Here is a 19,189-nt window from a genome sequence, read left to right on the forward strand (position 1 = left end):
GAAACTCCTTTTGACTCACATCGTTGGGAAAATCTGCCACAAAACGCAAAAAAACCAAAAATGTGGCAGAATGTGCGCTAAAAATTTGGCTCTTCATCAGAATGTGTGGGTGACATCCTGTCTGATTTTGTTGCTATAAGCCTTCACGGGATATCGATAATGCTTGAAATAAAGGGGCTGTACAACTCAATTTCAATGTAAAAAAACATTGCTTGATATATTGAGGTTAAGGCAACATAATTAAAGCAGGAAAAGGAAAGACAATTATGAGAGGAGTTTGCGACAATCATGACACTCAATGAAAAAATAAAAACATTACGAAAAAAAATAGGCATGACACAGGAACAACTCGCTGACAAGCTTGGGGTTACGCGACAAACTGTGTCAAAATGGGAAAATGGCATGTCTGTTCCTGATGCAGATATACTAACGAATATGGCTGACATATTTGACGTTACAGTAAGTGAGCTTCTTGGATACGATGCAGAAGATGTTCCGGTAAATGATTATCCGAGAATTTTAGCTTTATTAAATGAAGAACTTGCAGAAAAAAACAGGAGTCGAAAAACAATCCTAAAAATTGTAAAAATAGTATTGATAGTTATTGGCGCAGGCTTTGCGGCATTAATATCGTACATACTTTTTTGGATGATCATTGCTGCAGGAATGTAACCAGAGAAAATAAACGCGTTTATTATATATGTTGTTTTTAAGAATCATGTAATTATGGGAAAGGACAAATTAATATGAGAAAAACTATTTCAATCATGTGCATCCTTGCATTGATGCTTTCTTTATCGAGCATTGCTTTTGCAACATCGGAAGATACGGCTAATCAGGACACCTAAACTGCTATTGACGAAACAGAAGTGGTTTATATTGATGATAGCACACTCGATTTGAATGGAACGCAGCAAGTAGAGGCGGAAGAATTCAAGAACACGACACTTCTTTCGCAGAAACAGAAACTTCTGAAGGAATCCATCGGACAGACGAAAGAGAAACTGGAAGGCTTAAAGGAAGCACAGAAACAGGCAAAGGAGCCGCTTGAGCGAGGTGAACTCAGGCAGGATAAATACGATGCCCTTCAGCGTGAGATCGCAGAGACAGAAAATGAACTGAAACGGAGACTCTCTCTTCCGGATTCAGAATAGCTTCATAAACATCCTGTCGATCCGGAATTCTTCACGATGTACGTACATGAAACCGAACTTTACTCTCGCCCTGCATTCGCGAGGAAGGCCGCTGCTTCTTTCAACTCTACTTTTTGGAGTGCATCTCAAAATATATGTTATACATAGTAAAAGTGCCCTGAAATCTGCCACATTTCTCGGAAAAAGCCAGAAATGTGGCAACCCTGAGTGCCATCTAACTCGCCTCCGCCGATCCGTACCTGAACGGATCACATTCACAGTCGTTTTGTCTCCATTTATTCGTCAGTTGTTGACAGGTTGAGTGAGTTGGCAAGTTGAATAAGTTAAGCAGGTTGAACGGATTGAGTAAGTCAGACGGATTCAGCGTGTTGGACGGACAAAGACATATCGGGCGTTGACCTGCTCAGTCAATTTATTCAGTTCTGTCAGACCAATCGATATCGTCGCCAGGTAACATTCGAATATCGCACATGTCGGGATCGCACATAAAGAACACGCCGCCGTCGTAAAGAAATAACTTTACGAAAACTAAGGATAGCGATAAACTATTAAATAGCGCAGCTTATTCAATCTCTGTCGGGCTCGAGGGGCTCCCGATCGTCGGCATTGACTCCGACCTCAGACAGGATTCGGCGCCGGCAAGCGGCCGAGCGCTGGAGGGGCTCTGCGTGTCGAACAGCGAGGACAGGCTTCCGCAGCCCCGTAGAAACACATATTACCGTAAATTTATCAGCAGAATATCAGTAGGAGACAGTAATGAATCAATTTTCGCGGATGGAACTTGTTATGGGAGCAGAAGCCCTGGAAATTCTGAACAGAAGTCGCGTAGCGGTCTTCGGCGTCGGAGGCGTGGGCGGATACGTGGTGGAGGCGTTGACGCGGAGCGGAATCGGCGAGCTGGACATTATTGATGACGACAAAGTGTGTCTGACCAATCTCAACCGTCAGATTATCGCAACCAGAGATACCGTTGGCAGACAGAAAGTGGACGTTTGCGAGGAACGCATCCTTTCGATCAACCCCGATGTGACCGTTCACAAGCACCAGACCTTCTATCTGCCGGAGAAAGCAGCCGAATTTGATTTTGTTCACTACGACTACATCGTAGATGCCATCGACACCGTTTCAGCGAAGCTGGATCTCGTCATGCAGGCGCAGAAACACGGCGTACCCATCATTGCCGCCATGGGCTGCGGAAACCGCGTGGACCCGGGCAGACTGGTATGCACGGACATTTACAAAACAGAAATGGATCCGCTTTCCAAGGTCATGCGCAGAGAACTGAAAAAAAGAGGCGTTCGCGGACTGAAGGTTGTCTATTCGACGGAACCTCCAATCAAGCCCTACATCAGCGAGGCAAATTCGTGCCACAGCCACTGCATCTGCCCGCCGGGAGTTCAGCGAACCTGCCTGCAGCGCAGAAGCGTTCCGGGATCAACGGCTTTTGTGCCCGCCGCCGCAGGACTGATGATCGCATCAGAAGTCGTTCGTGACCTGACGTCTTTCGACCCGAAGGGACGCGTCAAGGGCGGCCGCCAGTAGTCGTGCGAGCGTCGCCGGACGCCTCAGGGAATGACCGCCTCGGGATGACCGCCAGTAGTCACAATTATATTGCAATTACAACACAATTTATCTATAATTGAGCTATAGGATTATTTGAACTGATATGATCGAATCTCATTACAAAGGAGGTTAATAATGTCGAAATACGATTGGGGAAAATTCGGACTTCACATCCCGGAGATCATGATTCCGCGGGAGGGGACCGATTACAGCAGATGGGCTGTCGTGGCCTGCGACCAGTACACTTCCGAGCCGGAATACTGGCAGGAGGCGGAAAAAATCGTGGGCGACGCGCCTTCGACTCTGCGTCTGATGCTCCCGGAAATTTATCTGGAAAAGGAAGGCGAAGCGGAACGCATCCGTGATATCCGCAAAGCCATGGACGACTACATCGAACACGGCATCCTGAAAAAGCTGCCGGCAGGCTGCATGCTGGTCAAACGGACCGCCGCAGGCCGCACCCGCCTCGGTCTGGTCATTGCCACCGATCTGGAAAGCTACGACTTCAACAAAGGCTCCACATCTCTGACCCGTGCGACGGAAGGGACCGTGGTAGAGCGCATCCCGCCGCGCCTGCGAATCCGCGAGGGTGCGCCGCTGGAAATGCCGCACATCATGATTCTGATCGACGATCCGGACAAAACCGTCATCGAACCGCTGGTCAACGCTCCGAAAAAACGCATCTACGATACCGATCTGATGCTGGAGGGCGGCCATATCACCGGCGATTTCATTAAAGAGGCCGATCTGGAGGGCATGCGCCAGGCACTTTCGGAGCTCTACGACAAGGCCGTTGAAAAATACGGCGACGGCAACGTCATCTTCCAGGCCATGGGAGACGGGAACCATTCCCTGGCTACCGCCAAAACCAACTGGGAAAACCTGAAGAAGACACTTAGCCCCGAGGAGCAGAAAACACATCCTGCCCGCTATGCACTTTGTGAGATCGAAAACATCCACGACGACGGCATCGTATTCGAACCAATTCACCGCGTGATCTTCGCCAAAAAAGGTCAGAGCGGCATGGATCTGGTCAACGAGACTGTGGAGCTGCTGGCGTCCCAGAACGGCGGTGCGCATCTGGCAGAGGAAGGTGCCGAGGCGCGCGAGGGGTGCTTCGCGATTCCTTATCTGACGGCGGAGCAGAAGGGCACGATTATCGTGGAACATCCCGCGAACAAATTGGAGGTCGGCGCGCTGCAGAACGCGCTTGACGTTATCGTCAAGGAACGCGGGGATGCGGATATCGACTATATTCACGGCACAAAGGCTGTCGAGACGCTTTCCGACAAACCCGGGAACGCCGGATTCATGCTTCCGGCCATGGACAAATCCATGCTGTTCCCTGCGGTTGCCGCAGACGGCGCGCTGCCGCGCAAGACATTCTCCATGGGCGAAGCCAACGAGAAGAGATATTACATCGAGAGCCGCTACATCGGAAAATAGCGGAAATCCGGCACCGCATACAAAACGCGTCCGACCGGCAATCCGGCAAGTCGCGGCTTCACACTCAAAAAGAGCTGTTCACATTGAACGGCTCTTTTTTCAACTGCTTTCAACTGCGGTTTCGGTCATGACCGGTTTCTCCGATTCTCTCCGGACACTTTCCACACCGCATCTCTATGCATTTTCTGCGTTATTTTCCTTTGTGCTCTCAGAAGCGACATCCCGGTCGGACGGCGTCAGATGGAAACGATCCTCCTTGTTTCCCACCGGCAGCTTCCCTTCATTCGCCAGCTTCATGTCCTGTGCATTCTGCCAGCGCTTCGTCAGCTTGTCGTCGTTAAGATAGCGCTCCGCAAGCCCCGCCTTTTTCTGCCCGGTATCGCGCTCCTGCCGTTCCTTCTCAAAGTCCGCCGAGGTCTTTGAAAAATCCAGATCCTTACCGGTTATCTTTTTATAGATGCGCGTTATCAGAAACATCAGCAGTGCAAACCCTGCCAGAATCAGTATGTCAAAAAAAGCCGTCGTTATATCTATCATCTTTCTATCCCCCCTGACCACATCGCGGTTTGTCAGCAGCGCCTCGTCGTGTCCTTTGTTTGCAACACGCATCATGGTGCTGAATTTCAATTATCCCCAGAACCCATTCAGTCCGGCAGGAATTAAACGGGCCGAAGATCTTATAACCTGAAAATAATTATATCATATTCTGACAAGTCCGTCAATTTTTGCATATTCTCCGCCCTCTACATGCTCTTCGAGGACAGCCAGACTCCGCTGACGGTCATCGTCAGTCCGATTACGGTGTAGATACCTGCCGGGTCACCGTTGACCGTGACCCCAGCGACGACGCCGATGATCGTTATCATTGCAGAAGTGAGATTATTCGCGATAGAAATATCCAAAGTACAAAGAAGTTTATTGAATCCTGCGTAGCAGATTACAGAACAGCACACTCCCAGGAATGCGATTCCCGCCGCCACCTGCCAGTGAGTGAAAAAAGTCACATACATCTGACTCCAGCCGCCCTCCAGAAGACAGATTCCATTAAACAGAATCATTCCCATGAACGACATCATGGCCGTAATGGCCATCGGCTCGTATTCCTCCCCGGATTTAGAACTGAAAAAGCCAAATACAGTGCCGGCCATCACCGCGCCGGTCATGAACAGATAGCCAAGCGTCTGACCACCGCCGATAAACGCCGGTGAAAACACAGTAGTCACCACAACTCCGGCAAACGCCAGAAGAATGCTGAGTACACCCATCCGACCGGGTTTTTTGTGAAAAAACAAAATTGAAACCAGCAGTGTTGCACACGGAATCGTAGCGATAAAGATAGAACTGATGGAAGCTGAAGAGTATTTCAGACCGTAAATCTCAAAAACAGAATAAATGCACGGCTCTGTGAGGCCTGTGAGGAACAGGAATTTCGCATTCTTCCCGCGCAGATTGATGCGGATTCGCCCCGCGCCGATCAGACACGCGAAAATAACAGACGCGAGCGTCCACCGGAGTGCCAGAATCTCCATCGTTCCCAGCCATTTCAACAGCTGTGTCAGGACAATAAACGACATCCCCCAGAATACTGAAACCACCATCACCAGTCCATACGCAACACTTTTTTTCATCCGATTATTTTTCTGACCTCCCCTGTATGCCTGTTTCAGCCGTCCGTTCACGGTCTCGCCGTCCTGAAGCCGCCTGCCTACGGTCTCGCCGTCCTGAAGCCGTCCGCCCGGCGGTGTGAAATTCTCCGCCCGCGGCAGCGTCCCGAAATATTATAACATTTTCATCAGTTTTCTGCTATACTAATGATATGAATATGAAAAATACCCGAAAAGAAATCAACGAGGACTGCGAGCGCTATATCACCGCGCATTACGACGAAGTAAAAGCAGCCTGCCTGGCGATCCGGGAAAAGCTTCCGGACTCACCTTTGTACTGCAACGGTCACCTGCTGGCGCGTCCGCTGACGATGCAGAAGATCTACACTAAGGAGGATGAAATGGTCTTCGCCGATGTCGTCTCCACCATGCACAGCATCTGCTGCAAGGTCATTCACCGCTACCTTGCCGACGCCGGCTACCGGAGTCTTTTCCCCTTCAGCCGCGAGCTGGAGGAGCTGATTCTGACTGACCCGGGCTACGACCAGCCCCTGCCCGTCGCCCGCTTCGACATCTTCTACAACGAGGACACCGGGAGCTATAAGTTTTGTGAAATCAACACTGACGGCACCAGCGCCATGAACGAGGACGTCGTCTGGAACCGGCTCATGGAGGATAATCCCGCTCATATGTACATCCGGCAGAAGTACGGTCTGACCCAGAGAGAACTCTTCGATTCCTGGATCTCGGCGTTCATGGACATCTACTCCGGGTACAAAGGCAGGGTCGCCCATCCCGCTGTCGCGGTCGTCGATTTTCTGGATACCGGGACCCTCACCGAATTTCAGGAATTCGCCCGGCACTTCCGGAAGGCCGGCTACGACTGTCATGTCTGTGACGCGCGGGAGCTTCGCTACGACGGAGAACATCTGAGAACAAAGGACGGTACAGTCATCGATGCGGTCTACCGCCGGGCGGTAACCTCCGATCTGATGGCACATTTCGACGAGGTCCGGCCTCTGATAAACGCGATACGGGACAGGCACGTCTTTCTTGCCGGATCACTGCGAACCCAGGTGGTTCATAACAAAGCATTTTTCACGATCATGCACCTTCCCCGGACACAGGAATTCCTCAGCGACAAAGAAAAAGCCTTCATCAGGGAACATATTCCCTATACCTGTGATTTCGGACCAGCAAGCATAGAGCTGGATGAGGTTCTGAACAACAAGGACCGGTACATCCTGAAGCCCAACGACTCCTACGGCGCCAGCGGCGTAGCCGACGGACTCGGCCACAGCCCGGAGGAATGGGAGAAAATATGCCGCGAATACTACGGCAGCGGCTTCATCTGCCAGGAATACTGCCATCCATACGAAAGCCGGAACATCGATTTCATGTTCGGCGACGGCCGGTTCCACAGCTACATCAACATGACCGGACTTTACGCCTACAACGGAAAGTACGCAGGCGCCTACACCCGCCTTTCCCGCGAAACACTGATCGTCTCCTACGGAAACGAGCGCAGCGTGGCGAGCTATTACATTTAGGCGCCGGAGCGGCGAGCGGCTTATCCCAGCAGCTCTGCCGCGTATTTTTTTGCCAGCGCCAGACCCCGTTCCTGATAGTCCTCTCCGAAATCCGCCACGACGCGGTCTGCATAGCGGCCGCCCCGAACCAGCTTGGCCTTCTGGTATTCCAGCGTTTCCATGACGCGCTCCCGATCCGCCTCACCCATCTCCCGCTCCCGGAAGAACCGCTGTATCTCCGCCAGCGCGCGGACAGCACTGTCATGAACAGACAGCCCGCCGGAGAGAATCACCCCGTCATCCATCAGTGCGGCAGTCTTCATGTCCGCCAGCGCCTGCTTCTGTTCCTCTTCCGTAAATTTTCTGTCCGGTCTGAAAAGCAGATACAGAATCAGAAGGTGCAGAAAACGCACATCCTCCACACACACGCCGGCGGGCTCGAAGGGATTCGCATCCACAGTACGGAATTCAATATGATTCACGCCGTAATGCAGCAGTGTATCCAGACTGTATCTCCCCATCGGCTTGATGCGTACCGGATAATAAAGCTCCGCGGGATACAGCAGCGCACCGCTTTCCACATATTTCAAAATCGATTCCACATAGGAGCCGAGATCCGAATAATCCAGAATCGGGTCGAAGGTGTTCCAGTACCCGTCCCATCCGCATCGTGGACTGGCGTACCGGCTCTTCACGGTTCCTGATGCTCCCGGCGCACTCGGAGTCGCCGACGTTCCTGATGCCTCAGATCCGGCCGGCTCCCGCTCGTTCCGGCCGCCGGTCAGCGAGCTGTGATAAACCGGGCTGGCCGCGGTCAGATACACGACAAGCCAGGCGTACCGTGTTCCCCAGGCGTTCAGATCCAGATACACGTGATTTACGAAACTGGTCCGGTCTTCAATACCGATGCAGCACTGCTCGTACAGGGCCTGCAGGAATTCCTCAGAAAAAGAAAAGTTTACATGAACGCCGCTGTACAGCATCAGCCGGCTTCCGTATTTTCCCTTCAGATACTTCCGGTACTCTGTCTTCCAGCGGGAATCGCCGTTGAACTGCGCCACCGGATTGTCGCTGTCACTGAAAATCCGCGGAGGATTTGAAAAGGGCCACAGATACTCCGGACCGCCGGGATGTGCGCTGAGCTTCCGGAGCGCTCTGCGGTGAAGCCGCTCCAGCTCTTCACATACAGCCTCCGGCGTCTGCCGGATCCCGGTAATAAACTCCGTCTGATTTTCGCTGAAATCGCGGCTGATATGACCGCTGCTGGCGAAAGGATGCGCCGACTGCGCCAGCGCTCCCCGTTCATCGATCCTCATCGTTTCCCGTTCCAGCCCGAAATTTCCGTCAAACAAATGGCGGCTGACCGCTTTCCAGTTTTCTCTGTTGTTGTCCACTTCACTCTCCCCGCGTTACCTCGCGCATCACACGCATTAAAATATGTTTTTGTATACCACCTTTCACGATTCTGAAACCCGGACGGCCGGATTAACCGGATTCGTCCCGGACACAGCCGGAGGCCGGAGCAGCGCACGAAACAGAGACGGGGCCTAATCGAAGGATTTGCCGCGGACACACGGCCCGGAGTGTGATATAATGACAGCATAAGGAGGAGCACCTGTCATGAACGCCATGTCATCTCATCTGAAAGGACAGATCCGGCAGACTCTCATTCTGAGCCTGATCACTATCTGTGTCGCCCAGATTAATCTCCATATCTTCACGGAAACCTTCACCATCTCTCTGGCGACGGTCTGTCTCCCAGCCTTCATGTACCTGCTTGACGATGTGGCGATCCTGCCGCTGTCGCTGCTCTCCGGATTCGGAATCTTCGGGAGCCGCGTACTGATTCACGCCGTGCAGACGGGCAGCGCCTCCGGAGCGGCAGACGATTACATGCCGGAGATCATCTTCTACTTCGCGCTGGGGCTTCTGCTTTTCCTGTTCGATCATCTCATCCGTCACCGGCGGAAGCTTCTCCTCTTCATTCCGGGCGTCATGTGCATCGACTATCTGTCCAACGCGCTGGAGCTTTTCGCCCGCATACAGACCGCCTCCTACGCCCTGGATTCTCAGCTCGTCCTGATTGTCGTCGCCGGCATCCGCGGTCTGATTCTCACCGTTGTTCTGGCTTCTCTGGACCGCTACCGTATCATGCTCCTGACCCGGACGCACGCGGAACGCTATCAGCGTCTGATCATGCTGATCTCCCGCCTGAAGGGAGAGACCGTCTGGATGAACAAAAACGCCGCGATGATTGAAGAGACCATGAACACCTCCTACGCCCTGTACACCGATCTTCTGAACTCCGGAGGTCCGGACAGCGAGCGGCAGGCCCGGCAGGCTCTGAGTGTCGCCAAGGACGTACACGAAATCAAGAAGGAATACATCCTTATCCAGCGTGGGCTGTCGGAAGCCATGCAGAGCGAAACGGAATCCGACGGCATGCTGCTGACGGAAATCTTCACCATCCTAACTCAGTCGGTCCGGGACGAATACGCCGATTCCGGGCGGGTTCCTCTGATTACCATGGAGAGCGAAAACCGGCTGTACACCCGGGAGCCCTATCTTTTCCTTTCGATTTTTCATAATCTGATTACCAACGCCGTCGAGGCGGCGCAGAAGCGCACCTGCGCGGTAAGCATTACGGAAACAGAAGGAGAACGCAGTTACATCTTCACCGTGCACGACAACGGTCCGGGGATTCCGATCAAGTACCGCGACCGGATTTTCAGCCCCCGCTTCTCCACAAAGGTCAATTACGAGACAGGAGCTGTGAACCGCGGCCTGGGACTGTGCATCGTGAAGGATATGGTGGAACAAAATCTGGGCGGCACGATCCGCCTGCCCGATTCCCCAGGCGGCGCAGCCTTTGTTATCACCATTCCTAAGGAAAGAATGGAGGAAGCCACATGACACGACTCTTTCTGATTGACGATGACCCTTCGGTCACCGACATCCTGAACATCATCATCGAGGAGCAGTCGCTGGGAAAGGTCTGCGGAGTTTCCCACAATGCGGCCGACGCCCTGGAGGATCTGCCTTATCTGGAGCCGGACATCGTCATCGCAGACCTGCTCATGCCGGACATCGACGGAATCTCTTTTGTACAAAAAGCCAGACGGATTCTGCCCTCCGCCGCCTTCATCATGCTCTCCCAGGTCTCCTCCAAGGACATGATCGCCCGGGCCTACGATGCGGGAGTCGAATTTTTCATCCAGAAGCCGGTCAATGCCGTGGAAGTCCGCCAGGTCATCGAGAACGTCTCACAGAAGCAGAATCTGCTCCGCGCCATGGATCAGGTCCGGGACATTTTCGCAGGCGCTGCGCCGGAGGGCGGGCGTCAGACCGATACAAAGGAACACGGCGGCGGAACACCCGAACGGCTCCGTCACATTCTTCAGGATCTCGGGCTCTCCGGGGAATTGGGCTGCGAGGACATCATTATCGTCGTCAGCTACTTCTGCGGCCATGAGGAGGAGCTTTCCGGAATGACGCTGAAGGAAATCTGCGGGCGTTTCTCCGATTCCCCCAAATCTATGGAACAAAGAATCCGCCGCGCGGCCGCGGCGGGACTGTCAAATCTGGCGCACCTGGGACTGGACGACTACGGCAGCGAAATATTCGATGAGTACGCCAGCAGCCTGTACAGCTTCGAGCAGATCCGCCGGGAAATGGATTTCATCCGCGGAAAAAGCAGCCGGCACGGAAATGTACGGATCCGGAAATTCATCGCTGCACTGGTCAGCGCCTGCGTGGAGTAGTCCGGTGCGCACACAGCAGCCGGCGGGCATGGGCCGGAGAGATTTCCGGAGACGCCGCTCAGCGATCGCACGCGGCTGTCGACATGCACGCAGCAGCCGGCGGGAACTGCGCGCCGCTTTGATTCTGCGTCGCCGTTCCCGCCGGCTGTTATAAAATGTGTTAAAAGGTGTCTTTTTTGTTCCGCCTCAGCGGACGATCGGCTCGGTCCGCTCCGCGATCGTGATAATATGCTTCTTACGCAACGCCCTCACGCTCCTCTCTGACGTATTCCGCCGCGCCGGCAGCCTGTTTCGGCATCCCCGGCTGCACTGTTTTCCCGTGCGCCTGCCATTCGCGGTACGCGATGAATCCGAACAGAATCAGTCCCACATAACCGCTCAGCGGATAGATGATATTAACCAGTGTCTTGAAATTCGTCATTCCCAGAACCAGACCGACGGCGGTGACTGCCAGAGAAAGCAGTACGAATTTCTTTGTTCCCTCCTCCGCGAAGGTCCGCACGACACTCCACAGCATCGGCACCGTCGTCGTGTAAATCCCGCAGCAGATGATGATGGAAAAGATAACGCCGAAAACAGGATTCAGCCGGCCGGCAAGCACCAGTGTCGGCACTGCCGATGAGTAGATATCCTGAATGTTCGCCATCAGCCCCAGATTCAGGGTAAGCACGCCCGCGCCGAACAGAACGCCGCCCAGCGTTCCGCCCAGAGCCGCTTCCCTGGCACTGTTCGCACTTTTACCGATGCTGCAGGACAGCATGATGACGATGATAGCGTTAAAGGCCGGGTACAGAATCGAGGACCACAGCCATCCTCCCTGCGTCTTTATGATATCCAGAGTCGGAATGATTTCCGCCGCCGCAGCTATTCCCGTCGTGCCGGACAGGAAACTGTAAAGACCGATGCCTACGGAGAACACGATGATCACGGTTCCCAGACTTCCCAGAATATCCGTCAGCCTGGTGATTCCCAGGATGACAGTGAAGAAGGCAAGCGCGGCCATGCCCACACGACCTACCGCCGGGTTCAGCCCGAAGTGCTGCGCCAGCGTCGCGCCCGCTCCCGCGATCATGATGACATAGATTCCGAAAATGAATACCTGGAAGACGATCTCACATACTTTGCCTAAACGTTCCCCGAAGTAATAACTGATGATTGTTCCCGGACGGTCCATCTGCTGTTCATATCCGTGTTTCATGAACATGGCTCCGACCCAGGAAAAGACGATGGTGGTCACCACGGTTCCCGCGATGCTCCAGAATCCCTGCGCGGAGAAGAACTGCATGACCTCCTGCCCCGTAGCGAATCCGGATCCGATGGCACAGGCCACATACGCGCCTGCAAACTTAAACACATTACCAATACTTACACTGTTCTTCATTACTTTCACGCCCCAATTCGTTTTTGCAATTGTTAAAATTGTCTGATTTTCTCCTTGTTTGCGTATACTATACGAATCCGGTTTCACGGGGTTTCAGAAAATAACAGAAAGGAAATAAAAAAATTCAAAAAAATCCCCGCAGAACCTGCGGAGAGGAATCGCAGGCCGGGGGAAAGCGGCGAGCGGTCGGGGATGCCGGCGATGTCGGCGAGCGGCCGCCGGGGATGTCGGAGAACGCCGCCGAGACGCCGGGGATGCCGGCGAGCGGCCGAATCAGAACGGCTGAATCGCGCCGGTCTTCAGGCACACCAGCGAGATGACGAACAGAACTCCGACCAGAAGGAACGCCGCCCAGTCTGTCTTTGTTTCAAAAATCTTCCGATTCCGTTCCCTCTTGCTTATGCAGAACAGAATCGTGCCCGGGAAATACAGTGTGCTGGTAATCAGGATGTACTGCCAGCCGCTCCCGTACAGCAGCCAGAACCCGTAAACGGTGCCGATGACGGCGGTCAGCCACATACCGAATCTGTTTTTGTTCCCCGGCTCCAGCCCCTCGCCTCTGCAGCAGAGCTTGAGGTAAAAGCAGGCGGAAAAGACATACGGAAACATAATCGTGCTGGCGGACAGCGCATACAGAATCTGATAGGTGCTGCTGTTGAAATACATGATGACGATAAACAGCTGAACCACCAGCGACGTGCCCACAATCGACCAGACCGGCGTGTTGTGCCGGCTCATCTTTGTCAGAAACCGCGGGAAGATTCCCTGCTTCGCAGGTTCGTAGGAGCTGTCTGTACAAAGAATCACGTACGGGAGCATGGCTCCGATCAGGGACATGATGACCGCGATGTTGACCAGCGCGCCGCCCCAGGGACCGACCACATATTCCATAACGCCGGCCAGAGGAGGATTGCTCAGCTTCGCCAGTACGTCGAAGGGAACCGCGCCCATGCTGAGAACGGAAATCAGAATGTACAGCGCGATCAGCGACAGGAACGAGTAGATTGTGGCCTGTCCTGCGGCTTTCGTCGTTCTGCCGCGGCCGGAGAGAACCACCGCGCCTTCAATGCCGACAAAGGTCCATACGGTAATCTGTACCGTGGATTTAATCTGTGCGAACAAAGAACCGCTGTCCGAAGCGCCCCAGAAGTTCGCCGTGAAGTTCTCCCATTTGAACGCACCTGCAAGGATGATCGCCAGAATCGCGAAAATAATCGGGATCATCTTGACGATGACGACGAACATGTTCAGTCCCACCGCCGCATTCACGCCGCGGTACACGAGCCAGGTCAGCGCCCAGATGAAGATGGAGGCGACTGCGGCGGACGCCAGATTATTCCCTTCTCCGAAGACCGCGAAGAAATTCCCCAGTGCGGCGAACAGCAGCGCCACAAAGGTTACCTGTGCCAGCACCGCGCTGATCCAGTAGCCCCACGCGGAGATGAAGCCGATATACTGCCCGAATCCTTCTCTCGCGTAGTTGGATATTCCGCTTGTCAGGTCCGGCCGCACGACACTCAGTTTATAAAAGGTCATCGCCAGGCCCAGCATTCCGACAAGGCAGATTCCCCATCCGATCAGCACCGCACCCGCATGCGCGCCCGCTGCGGCAAAGTCCCCGGAAATACTGAAAACTCCGGTCGCCAGAGTCGTGCCGATGGCGAAAAACGTCAGCTTCACGACACCAAGCTTTTTTTCTTCTTGTTCCATAACTGAATCCTCCAGAACTCCTGATTTCACAGAGAGGACCGCCGCACGGCGATCCTCTCCCCATCTTACATTAATACGTGCTCAGCTACCGAATATGCTTGAAATATCAATAATACAAAGAGCATATTCGGTAGCCTGCCGGCGCACCCTTCCATTGGATGGTGCGCCGCGGCGCTGCTGACAAACTGCCGTCAGCGCTCATTAAGCCGGGAATGTCGGCGAACATCCGCTTAAAACCGCAGAGAAAGGCAGGTCAGACTGCCGTCAATTTTCCGGAACTCACTGGTGTCTACCAGTTTCACGGGATAGCCCAGCTCTTCAATATACTTCTGTGTCTTGGGATATCCCTCCGGTACGATGACGGTTCCGTTGATGTACAGGCTGTTAATGGCATAGAGCTCATCCGGCTCCACCACATAGCGGTTGAAGTCTTTGAATGCCGGTTGCTCGTTCATGACCGGACTCACCAGCATGTTATTGTTCTCAAGATAAATCACGAAATCCTTCAGATGCAGCCCCTCTGTCACGGGAACCGTGGAGGATGTGTAGCCGAATTTTGTCACGATGTCGTTGAACTGTTTCGCCGCTTCCGCGTTAGTGCGCTCAGACTGCCCGATATAGAAATGATCGCCGACTCTCATCACATCTCCGCCTTCCATTGTTCCCGGCGCCTCGATGAAGAAAATCTGATCATCGCTGTAGAACTTTTTAATCACCGGCAGAATCTCATCCTTCTCACCGTTCCTGGAATCTCTCGCCGGATTGGTGATGATGGCGCAGCGCTCCATAACCACCGCCGGATCCTCCACGAAACAGGAATCCGGGTATCTCTCATCCGCGTCCAGTTCCTCAACCTCGAGTCCGAGTTCCTTCAGTGTGGCGACATAAGTGTCATGCTCCTCGACAGCCTTTTCATAAACCGGCGTCGCATCGTCATACATTGCCGTCGTGATTCCATCGATCAGCGCACGGCACGGCTTCCTTGTAATCGCTTTAGTAAACATCATAACCTCCTCGTTTTCTCTACTCATCTTTACAGCTTCTGCGCTGCTTCCTCTGCAAAATCCTGTTCGCCGGGCTCCGCCCCCGGCCAACAGCCTTCGAGCGATCTCCGGCTATCTCGCGGAGCTCTCCAATCAAGTCTGCGGAAAGCGAATTGACTTTTCATACGTTTACTATATAATAGGCTTAGATATTCGTCAAACGCAACTTAATCATATTTTCCATGCGTATTTTGCATGAAATGTGCAGCATCCGCAAGTTCTACGACGAACAACACACGCAAGAATCTTGATGCAGGTCATTCAGAAGGAGGCACATATGAATATTACGCAGTACGAAGCGCTGGTTCGGGCTGTAGAAAGCGGCACCATGACCGAAGCCGCTCGCGAGCTGGGCTACTCCCAGTCCGGTCTCACGCGTGCGCTTAATTCTCTGGAGCAGGAATGGGGTGTAAAGCTTCTGCTTCGTGGCCGCAGCGGAGTCCGCCTGACCGCGGAGGGACAGCTTCTGATGCCGCTTATTCGAACGGTCATGAACGATCAGCTCCGACTGAATGAACGCATCGACGAAATCACCGGTCTGCGGGAAGGCCTGATTCGCGTCGGCACCTTCAACAGTGTCTCCGCGCAGTGGCTCCCCGGCATCATCAAGCAGTTCCGCAAAGAATATCCCGGCATACGGTTTGAACTGCTTCACGGCACTGACGAGCAAATCAACGCCTGGATCCTCGACGGGCGGGTGGATGTCGGATTTATCGCCTATCCGGGCGCACCGGAACTGGATTCTGATTTTTTATATCGGGACCCCATCGTCAGCATTTTCGCCGACAGCGATCCACATGCAAAGCTGTCCACCTTCCCCATCGCAGAGCTGCCCCGGCTCCCGTACATCGCACTGTACGAGGGCGTGGAGGATGAGATAACCGCCATCCTCGCACAAAACAGAATTCAGCCGGATACAAAATTCATGGAAAGTGACGATCACGCCGTCATCGCCATGGTCGAACAGGGCCTGGGAACAAGCCTGATGTCCATGATGATGCTTCAGGGTTTCGACCGTCGAATCACTGCAGTTCCGCTGGATCCGCCCGGCCACCGGGACCTGGGCGTCGCTTGCCGCGGCCGACAGTACCTTTCCGCCGCGGCCCGAAAATTCTACGACTGCATCTGCGACTGGGTCAGAAACGAATATGCGGCGCGGACGGTGAGGTAGAGCAGCGGACGGGCAGTGGGGTGATCTTCCGGCGATAGAGTTATCACGTTATATCGTAAATTGGCGATATCAAAGCCCTTCTGGGGTACATTGATTAGAAAATCTGCAACATTTTTGGTTTTTTTCGATTTTGTGGCAACTCCTATCGTTCAAGTGGGTTTATTTTTCGAAACCGTGCCGCTCACCGAAACGGCTGAGGGAATTTACAGAGTTGTTCCGCTTTCCGGACATCCGGCGCGGAGCGGCTTCTGCTCCTGCCCGCACTTCGAAATGCTCCTGCCCGCACTTCGAAATGCTCTGCCCGCACCGTAATTTTGTATTGCATCCATTATAATCCTGCTGCAATAATTGACGCTGCAAGTAACTGTCGCAATTCCGGACTATTGCTGTGTCATTACCTTGAAAACCAGAATTGATGATTGGCAGCATTTCTGATAAAATATTGTCATCAACATTTTGTTTATAACATTCGAAATGCGGCAGGGCGTCGGATGCGAAGGTGTTGCGGGACAACACTCGCCGACCGGTCGTCGTCGACCTGCGGAATGAGGATGCGGGACGCATATCGGGTTTTATTTTGTGCTTGCAGGAGAGGAGTAGCATGAACGCTGACGTTAATATTATTCAGATCAAACACGAGGTGTGGCGTGAAGTCGCACGGCTGGCTTTTGAGGGTGTGCTGGAGGAGAAGTATGAGTATCTGCCGGAGCAGCTTTGTCCGGGGCCGCTTCCGGAGCACCGGTGCTGTGTTTACCGGGAGAGGGAAATTACGCGGCAGAGGGTTCGGACGGCGATGGGCAAGGCGCCGGAGGAGAATGACAACGGCAACATCGTTCAGGTCATCGACCCTGCCTGCGCGGACTGCCCGATTTCCAGTTATCTGGTGACTGACAACTGCCAGAACTGCGTAGGGAAATCCTGCGTGGAGGCGTGCCGGTTCGACGCGGTGATTCCGGGGAAGAATTTTACTGAAATCGACCGCTACAAATGCAAGGAATGCGGAATGTGTGCGCGGGCATGTCCGTATAATGCCATCGTCCATATCCGCCGGCCGTGTAAATCCGCATGCCCTGTGGATGCTTTGACCTATGACGAGTACGGCCTGGCCAAAATTGATACTGACAGATGCATCCAGTGCGGCCAATGTGTGCATAACTGCCCTTTCGCGGCCATCACCGGGAAGAGCTCCATCGTACAGGTTATCGAAGCCATCAAATCCAAGCGTTCGGTATACGTGCTGCTGGCGCCCGCGATGGAAGGCCAGTACGGGAAGGAGATCACCATCGCAAGCTGGCGAAAGGCCGCGAAACATCTGGGCTTCGACAACCTTTTCGAGGTCGGGCTGGGTGCGGACCTCACCACGGCTTCAGAGGCGGAGGAATGGAGAGAGGCACTGAAAACAGGCGAACTGAAGACGACGTCCTGCTGCCCTGCTTTTGTTAATTACATACGAAAATTCTATCCGGAGCTGGCGGGCGCTATCTCCACGACGGTCAGCCCCATGTGCCAGCTGTCCCGCATGATCAAGGCCAGAGAGCCCTACGCCGTCACGGTCTTTGTAGGCCCCTGCATGGCGAAGAAAGCAGAGGTTCAGTACGAGAACATACCGGGAAATGCGGATTATGCTTTGACCTTCAATGAATTCGAGGCGATGATGCTGGCGAAGGACGTGCATTTCGAAGCGCGGGAGGATGAGTATCAACAAAGCAGCATCTACGGAAAGCGCTATGCCTCTGCGGGAGGCGTTGCCGACGCCTGTGAGGAGTATCTGCGAGAGCAGGGCTTCGACGGTGAACTGCGTATCGCGCGTGTAAGCGGACACCGGGAGCTGAAGAAAACACTGGAGCTGGCGAAGCTTGGTAAGCTGGACGCTCAGTTCATCGAAGGGATGTTCTGCGACGGCGGATGCTTCAACGGCCCATGCGGCTATGATTCCGGACCTAAGGCAAAGCGGGCGAGAGAGGCTCTGCTGTCGGCCAGTGACGAACGCACGATTTCCTCGAACATCGAGAACATCGACCGATCTGCTTTCGACAGTCACCGATAGACGCGGACGGTCAAGCCAGAACGGTTAATGAGAGCGGTGCAGCAGATTATACATCACGGTGCAACTGAAAAGGACGCGGCCCCGGACTCCTGTTTTACAGTCCGGGCAGCGTCCCTTTTTTTCTTATTTCTGCTTCGATCTATTTTTTCTTCGAGGACTTTTTGTTCGTCTTGTTTCCGTCATCTGCGTCATCGGAAGTATTCCCTTTTTTCACATCGTCTTCAGTCTTTGCATCATCCGCGGCCTCTGTATCGTCCCCGGTCTTTGTGCCTTCCGCAGCGTTGTCCGCAGCCTTTTCAGCATCGGCGTCTGCATCCTTCTCAGCGGTCTCCTTTGTCTTCGCCTTGCTTGCAGCAGCGGTCTCCGCAGCTTCTTTCGGTTTCACGGACTTCTTCGACAGAGCATCTGAGGTCGTCGCCCCGGATGCTGCACTCCCGGCGGGAACAATTTTGTTCACCGTGTCGAGGACTTTACCGATACCGAAAATCAAGATCGTATACGTCAGATACGGCGCCGCCTGCTGGAGTGTGTACTGGAATACGTCGCCCTTCATGCTGGAAAGTGTCGTTCCGTACTGGGACGCATAATTTGCCAGATAAGAAATGGCTGAGTATACCATGTAGCAGGTCAGTGCCAGCATCAGAATCGCCAGGATATAAAAGACCCATACGATTACGCTGCCGGATTTCTTTTTTGTTGTGTTCTTGCTCATTGCATTCTCCTTGTTTTATATGATAATTCCATCTCATATTCTGGATTCCAATTATGTTGATATTGCGA

The 19,189-nt window shown here is 53.5% G+C and carries 17 protein-coding genes; 9 read left to right on the forward strand and 8 right to left on the reverse strand.

What is annotated here, in order from left to right; genetic code table 11:
- The first annotated feature begins 288 nt into the window (after positions 1-288).
- From BHK98_RS07085 to BHK98_RS07100, 4 genes are all read left to right on the forward strand, one after another.
- Positions 289-672 (forward strand): helix-turn-helix domain-containing protein, encoded by a 384-nt coding sequence (locus BHK98_RS07085; protein WP_075712850.1) that lies wholly within the window; start codon positions 289-291, stop codon positions 670-672.
- 197 nt (positions 673-869) lie between these two features.
- The gene (locus BHK98_RS07090; RefSeq protein ID WP_216858784.1) at positions 870-1,154 is read left to right on the forward strand and encodes a hypothetical protein; all 285 of its coding nucleotides are present in this window, start codon (positions 870-872) and stop codon (positions 1,152-1,154) included.
- A 756-nt stretch (positions 1,155-1,910) separates the two neighbouring features.
- Positions 1,911-2,696: a tRNA threonylcarbamoyladenosine dehydratase gene (locus tag BHK98_RS07095; RefSeq protein ID WP_075712854.1), complete on the forward strand. Its 786-nt coding sequence runs from the start codon at positions 1,911-1,913 to the stop codon at positions 2,694-2,696.
- A gap of 156 nt (positions 2,697-2,852) precedes the next feature.
- Complete coding sequence (locus tag BHK98_RS07100) at positions 2,853-4,163, forward strand: DUF1015 domain-containing protein (protein ID WP_075712856.1); 1,311 nt, start codon at positions 2,853-2,855, stop codon at positions 4,161-4,163.
- Between the two features lie 174 nt (positions 4,164-4,337).
- Here BHK98_RS07100 and BHK98_RS07105 read toward each other — a convergent pair whose 3' ends face one another.
- Positions 4,338-4,700 (reverse strand): hypothetical protein, encoded by a 363-nt coding sequence (locus tag BHK98_RS07105; RefSeq protein WP_143404556.1) that lies wholly within the window; start codon positions 4,698-4,700, stop codon positions 4,338-4,340.
- A 206-nt stretch (positions 4,701-4,906) separates the two neighbouring features.
- The gene (locus BHK98_RS07110) at positions 4,907-5,791 is read right to left on the reverse strand and encodes a DMT family transporter (protein WP_143404557.1); all 885 of its coding nucleotides are present in this window, start codon (positions 5,789-5,791) and stop codon (positions 4,907-4,909) included.
- 194 nt (positions 5,792-5,985) lie between these two features.
- Here BHK98_RS07110 and BHK98_RS07115 point away from each other — a divergent pair, with 194 nt between their 5' ends.
- Positions 5,986-7,317 carry an ATP-grasp domain-containing protein gene (locus BHK98_RS07115; protein ID WP_075715060.1) on the forward strand — a complete coding sequence of 444 codons (1,332 nt, stop codon included), beginning with the start codon at positions 5,986-5,988 and terminating at the stop codon, positions 7,315-7,317.
- A gap of 20 nt (positions 7,318-7,337) precedes the next feature.
- Here BHK98_RS07115 and BHK98_RS07120 read toward each other — a convergent pair whose 3' ends face one another.
- Positions 7,338-8,690, reverse strand: a complete 1,353-nt coding sequence (locus BHK98_RS07120) for a hypothetical protein (protein WP_075712862.1) — start codon at positions 8,688-8,690, stop codon at positions 7,338-7,340.
- A gap of 226 nt (positions 8,691-8,916) precedes the next feature.
- Between BHK98_RS07120 and BHK98_RS07125 the strand changes: the two genes are divergently transcribed.
- Both BHK98_RS07125 and BHK98_RS07130 read left to right on the forward strand, forming a co-directional pair.
- A complete protein-coding gene (locus tag BHK98_RS07125; RefSeq protein ID WP_083628117.1) occupies positions 8,917-10,209 on the forward strand; it encodes a sensor histidine kinase in 1,293 nt (430 codons plus the stop codon).
- On the forward strand, positions 10,206-11,057 hold the full coding sequence (locus BHK98_RS07130; protein ID WP_075712864.1) for a response regulator: 852 nt from the start codon (positions 10,206-10,208) through the stop codon (positions 11,055-11,057). Before BHK98_RS07125 ends, BHK98_RS07130 begins: the two co-directional genes overlap by 4 nt.
- Positions 11,058-11,292: 235 nt before the next feature.
- Here the strand turns inward: BHK98_RS07130 and BHK98_RS07135 are convergent, their stop codons facing one another.
- From BHK98_RS07135 to BHK98_RS07145, 3 genes are all read right to left on the reverse strand, one after another.
- Positions 11,293-12,438: a YkvI family membrane protein gene (locus BHK98_RS07135; protein ID WP_143404558.1), complete on the reverse strand. Its 1,146-nt coding sequence runs from the start codon at positions 12,436-12,438 to the stop codon at positions 11,293-11,295.
- A gap of 273 nt (positions 12,439-12,711) precedes the next feature.
- Complete coding sequence (locus tag BHK98_RS07140; protein WP_075712868.1) at positions 12,712-14,148, reverse strand: basic amino acid/polyamine antiporter; 1,437 nt, start codon at positions 14,146-14,148, stop codon at positions 12,712-12,714.
- 230 nt (positions 14,149-14,378) lie between these two features.
- Positions 14,379-15,179, reverse strand: a complete 801-nt coding sequence (locus BHK98_RS07145; protein WP_245796844.1) for a dimethylarginine dimethylaminohydrolase family protein — start codon at positions 15,177-15,179, stop codon at positions 14,379-14,381.
- A gap of 289 nt (positions 15,180-15,468) precedes the next feature.
- On the opposite strand from BHK98_RS07145, the gene BHK98_RS07150 reads away from it, so the two are divergent.
- Positions 15,469-16,362 carry a LysR family transcriptional regulator gene (locus BHK98_RS07150; protein WP_075712872.1) on the forward strand — a complete coding sequence of 298 codons (894 nt, stop codon included), beginning with the start codon at positions 15,469-15,471 and terminating at the stop codon, positions 16,360-16,362.
- Between the two features lie 203 nt (positions 16,363-16,565).
- Here BHK98_RS07150 and BHK98_RS13950 read toward each other — a convergent pair whose 3' ends face one another.
- Positions 16,566-16,691: a hypothetical protein gene (locus BHK98_RS13950; RefSeq protein ID WP_281247617.1), complete on the reverse strand. Its 126-nt coding sequence runs from the start codon at positions 16,689-16,691 to the stop codon at positions 16,566-16,568.
- 272 nt (positions 16,692-16,963) lie between these two features.
- Here BHK98_RS13950 and BHK98_RS07155 point away from each other — a divergent pair, with 272 nt between their 5' ends.
- Positions 16,964-18,409: a 4Fe-4S dicluster domain-containing protein gene (locus BHK98_RS07155; RefSeq protein WP_075712874.1), complete on the forward strand. Its 1,446-nt coding sequence runs from the start codon at positions 16,964-16,966 to the stop codon at positions 18,407-18,409.
- Positions 18,410-18,548: 139 nt separating this feature from the next.
- Here the strand turns inward: BHK98_RS07155 and BHK98_RS07160 are convergent, their stop codons facing one another.
- Complete coding sequence (locus tag BHK98_RS07160) at positions 18,549-19,121, reverse strand: hypothetical protein (RefSeq protein WP_075712876.1); 573 nt, start codon at positions 19,119-19,121, stop codon at positions 18,549-18,551.
- Between the last annotated feature and the right edge of the window lie 68 nt (positions 19,122-19,189).

It is taken from the genome of Hornefia porci (assembly GCF_001940235.1).
Lineage (GTDB): Bacteria > Bacillota > Clostridia > Peptostreptococcales > Anaerovoracaceae > Aminicella > Aminicella porci.

Coding starts and splice junctions, on each gene's coding strand:
- BHK98_RS07155 (WP_075712874.1), top strand. CDS start 16,964: ATGAACGCTGACGTTAATATTATTCAGATCAAACACGAGGTGTGGCGT.
- BHK98_RS07115 (WP_075715060.1), top strand. CDS start 5,986: ATGAAAAATACCCGAAAAGAAATCAACGAGGACTGCGAGCGCTATATC.
- BHK98_RS07130 (WP_075712864.1), top strand. CDS start 10,206: ATGACACGACTCTTTCTGATTGACGATGACCCTTCGGTCACCGACATC.
- BHK98_RS07145 (WP_245796844.1), bottom strand. CDS start 15,179: ATGAGTAGAGAAAACGAGGAGGTTATGATGTTTACTAAAGCGATTACA.
- BHK98_RS13950 (WP_281247617.1), bottom strand. CDS start 16,691: ATGGATGCAATACAAAATTACGGTGCGGGCAGAGCATTTCGAAGTGCG.
- BHK98_RS07105 (WP_143404556.1), bottom strand. CDS start 4,700: ATGATAGATATAACGACGGCTTTTTTTGACATACTGATTCTGGCAGGG.
- BHK98_RS07110 (WP_143404557.1), bottom strand. CDS start 5,791: ATGAAAAAAAGTGTTGCGTATGGACTGGTGATGGTGGTTTCAGTATTC.
- BHK98_RS07085 (WP_075712850.1), top strand. CDS start 289: ATGACACTCAATGAAAAAATAAAAACATTACGAAAAAAAATAGGCATG.
- BHK98_RS07100 (WP_075712856.1), top strand. CDS start 2,853: ATGTCGAAATACGATTGGGGAAAATTCGGACTTCACATCCCGGAGATC.
- BHK98_RS07160 (WP_075712876.1), bottom strand. CDS start 19,121: ATGAGCAAGAACACAACAAAAAAGAAATCCGGCAGCGTAATCGTATGG.
- BHK98_RS07150 (WP_075712872.1), top strand. CDS start 15,469: ATGAATATTACGCAGTACGAAGCGCTGGTTCGGGCTGTAGAAAGCGGC.
- BHK98_RS07095 (WP_075712854.1), top strand. CDS start 1,911: ATGAATCAATTTTCGCGGATGGAACTTGTTATGGGAGCAGAAGCCCTG.
- BHK98_RS07125 (WP_083628117.1), top strand. CDS start 8,917: ATGAACGCCATGTCATCTCATCTGAAAGGACAGATCCGGCAGACTCTC.
- BHK98_RS07135 (WP_143404558.1), bottom strand. CDS start 12,438: ATGAAGAACAGTGTAAGTATTGGTAATGTGTTTAAGTTTGCAGGCGCG.
- BHK98_RS07140 (WP_075712868.1), bottom strand. CDS start 14,148: ATGGAACAAGAAGAAAAAAAGCTTGGTGTCGTGAAGCTGACGTTTTTC.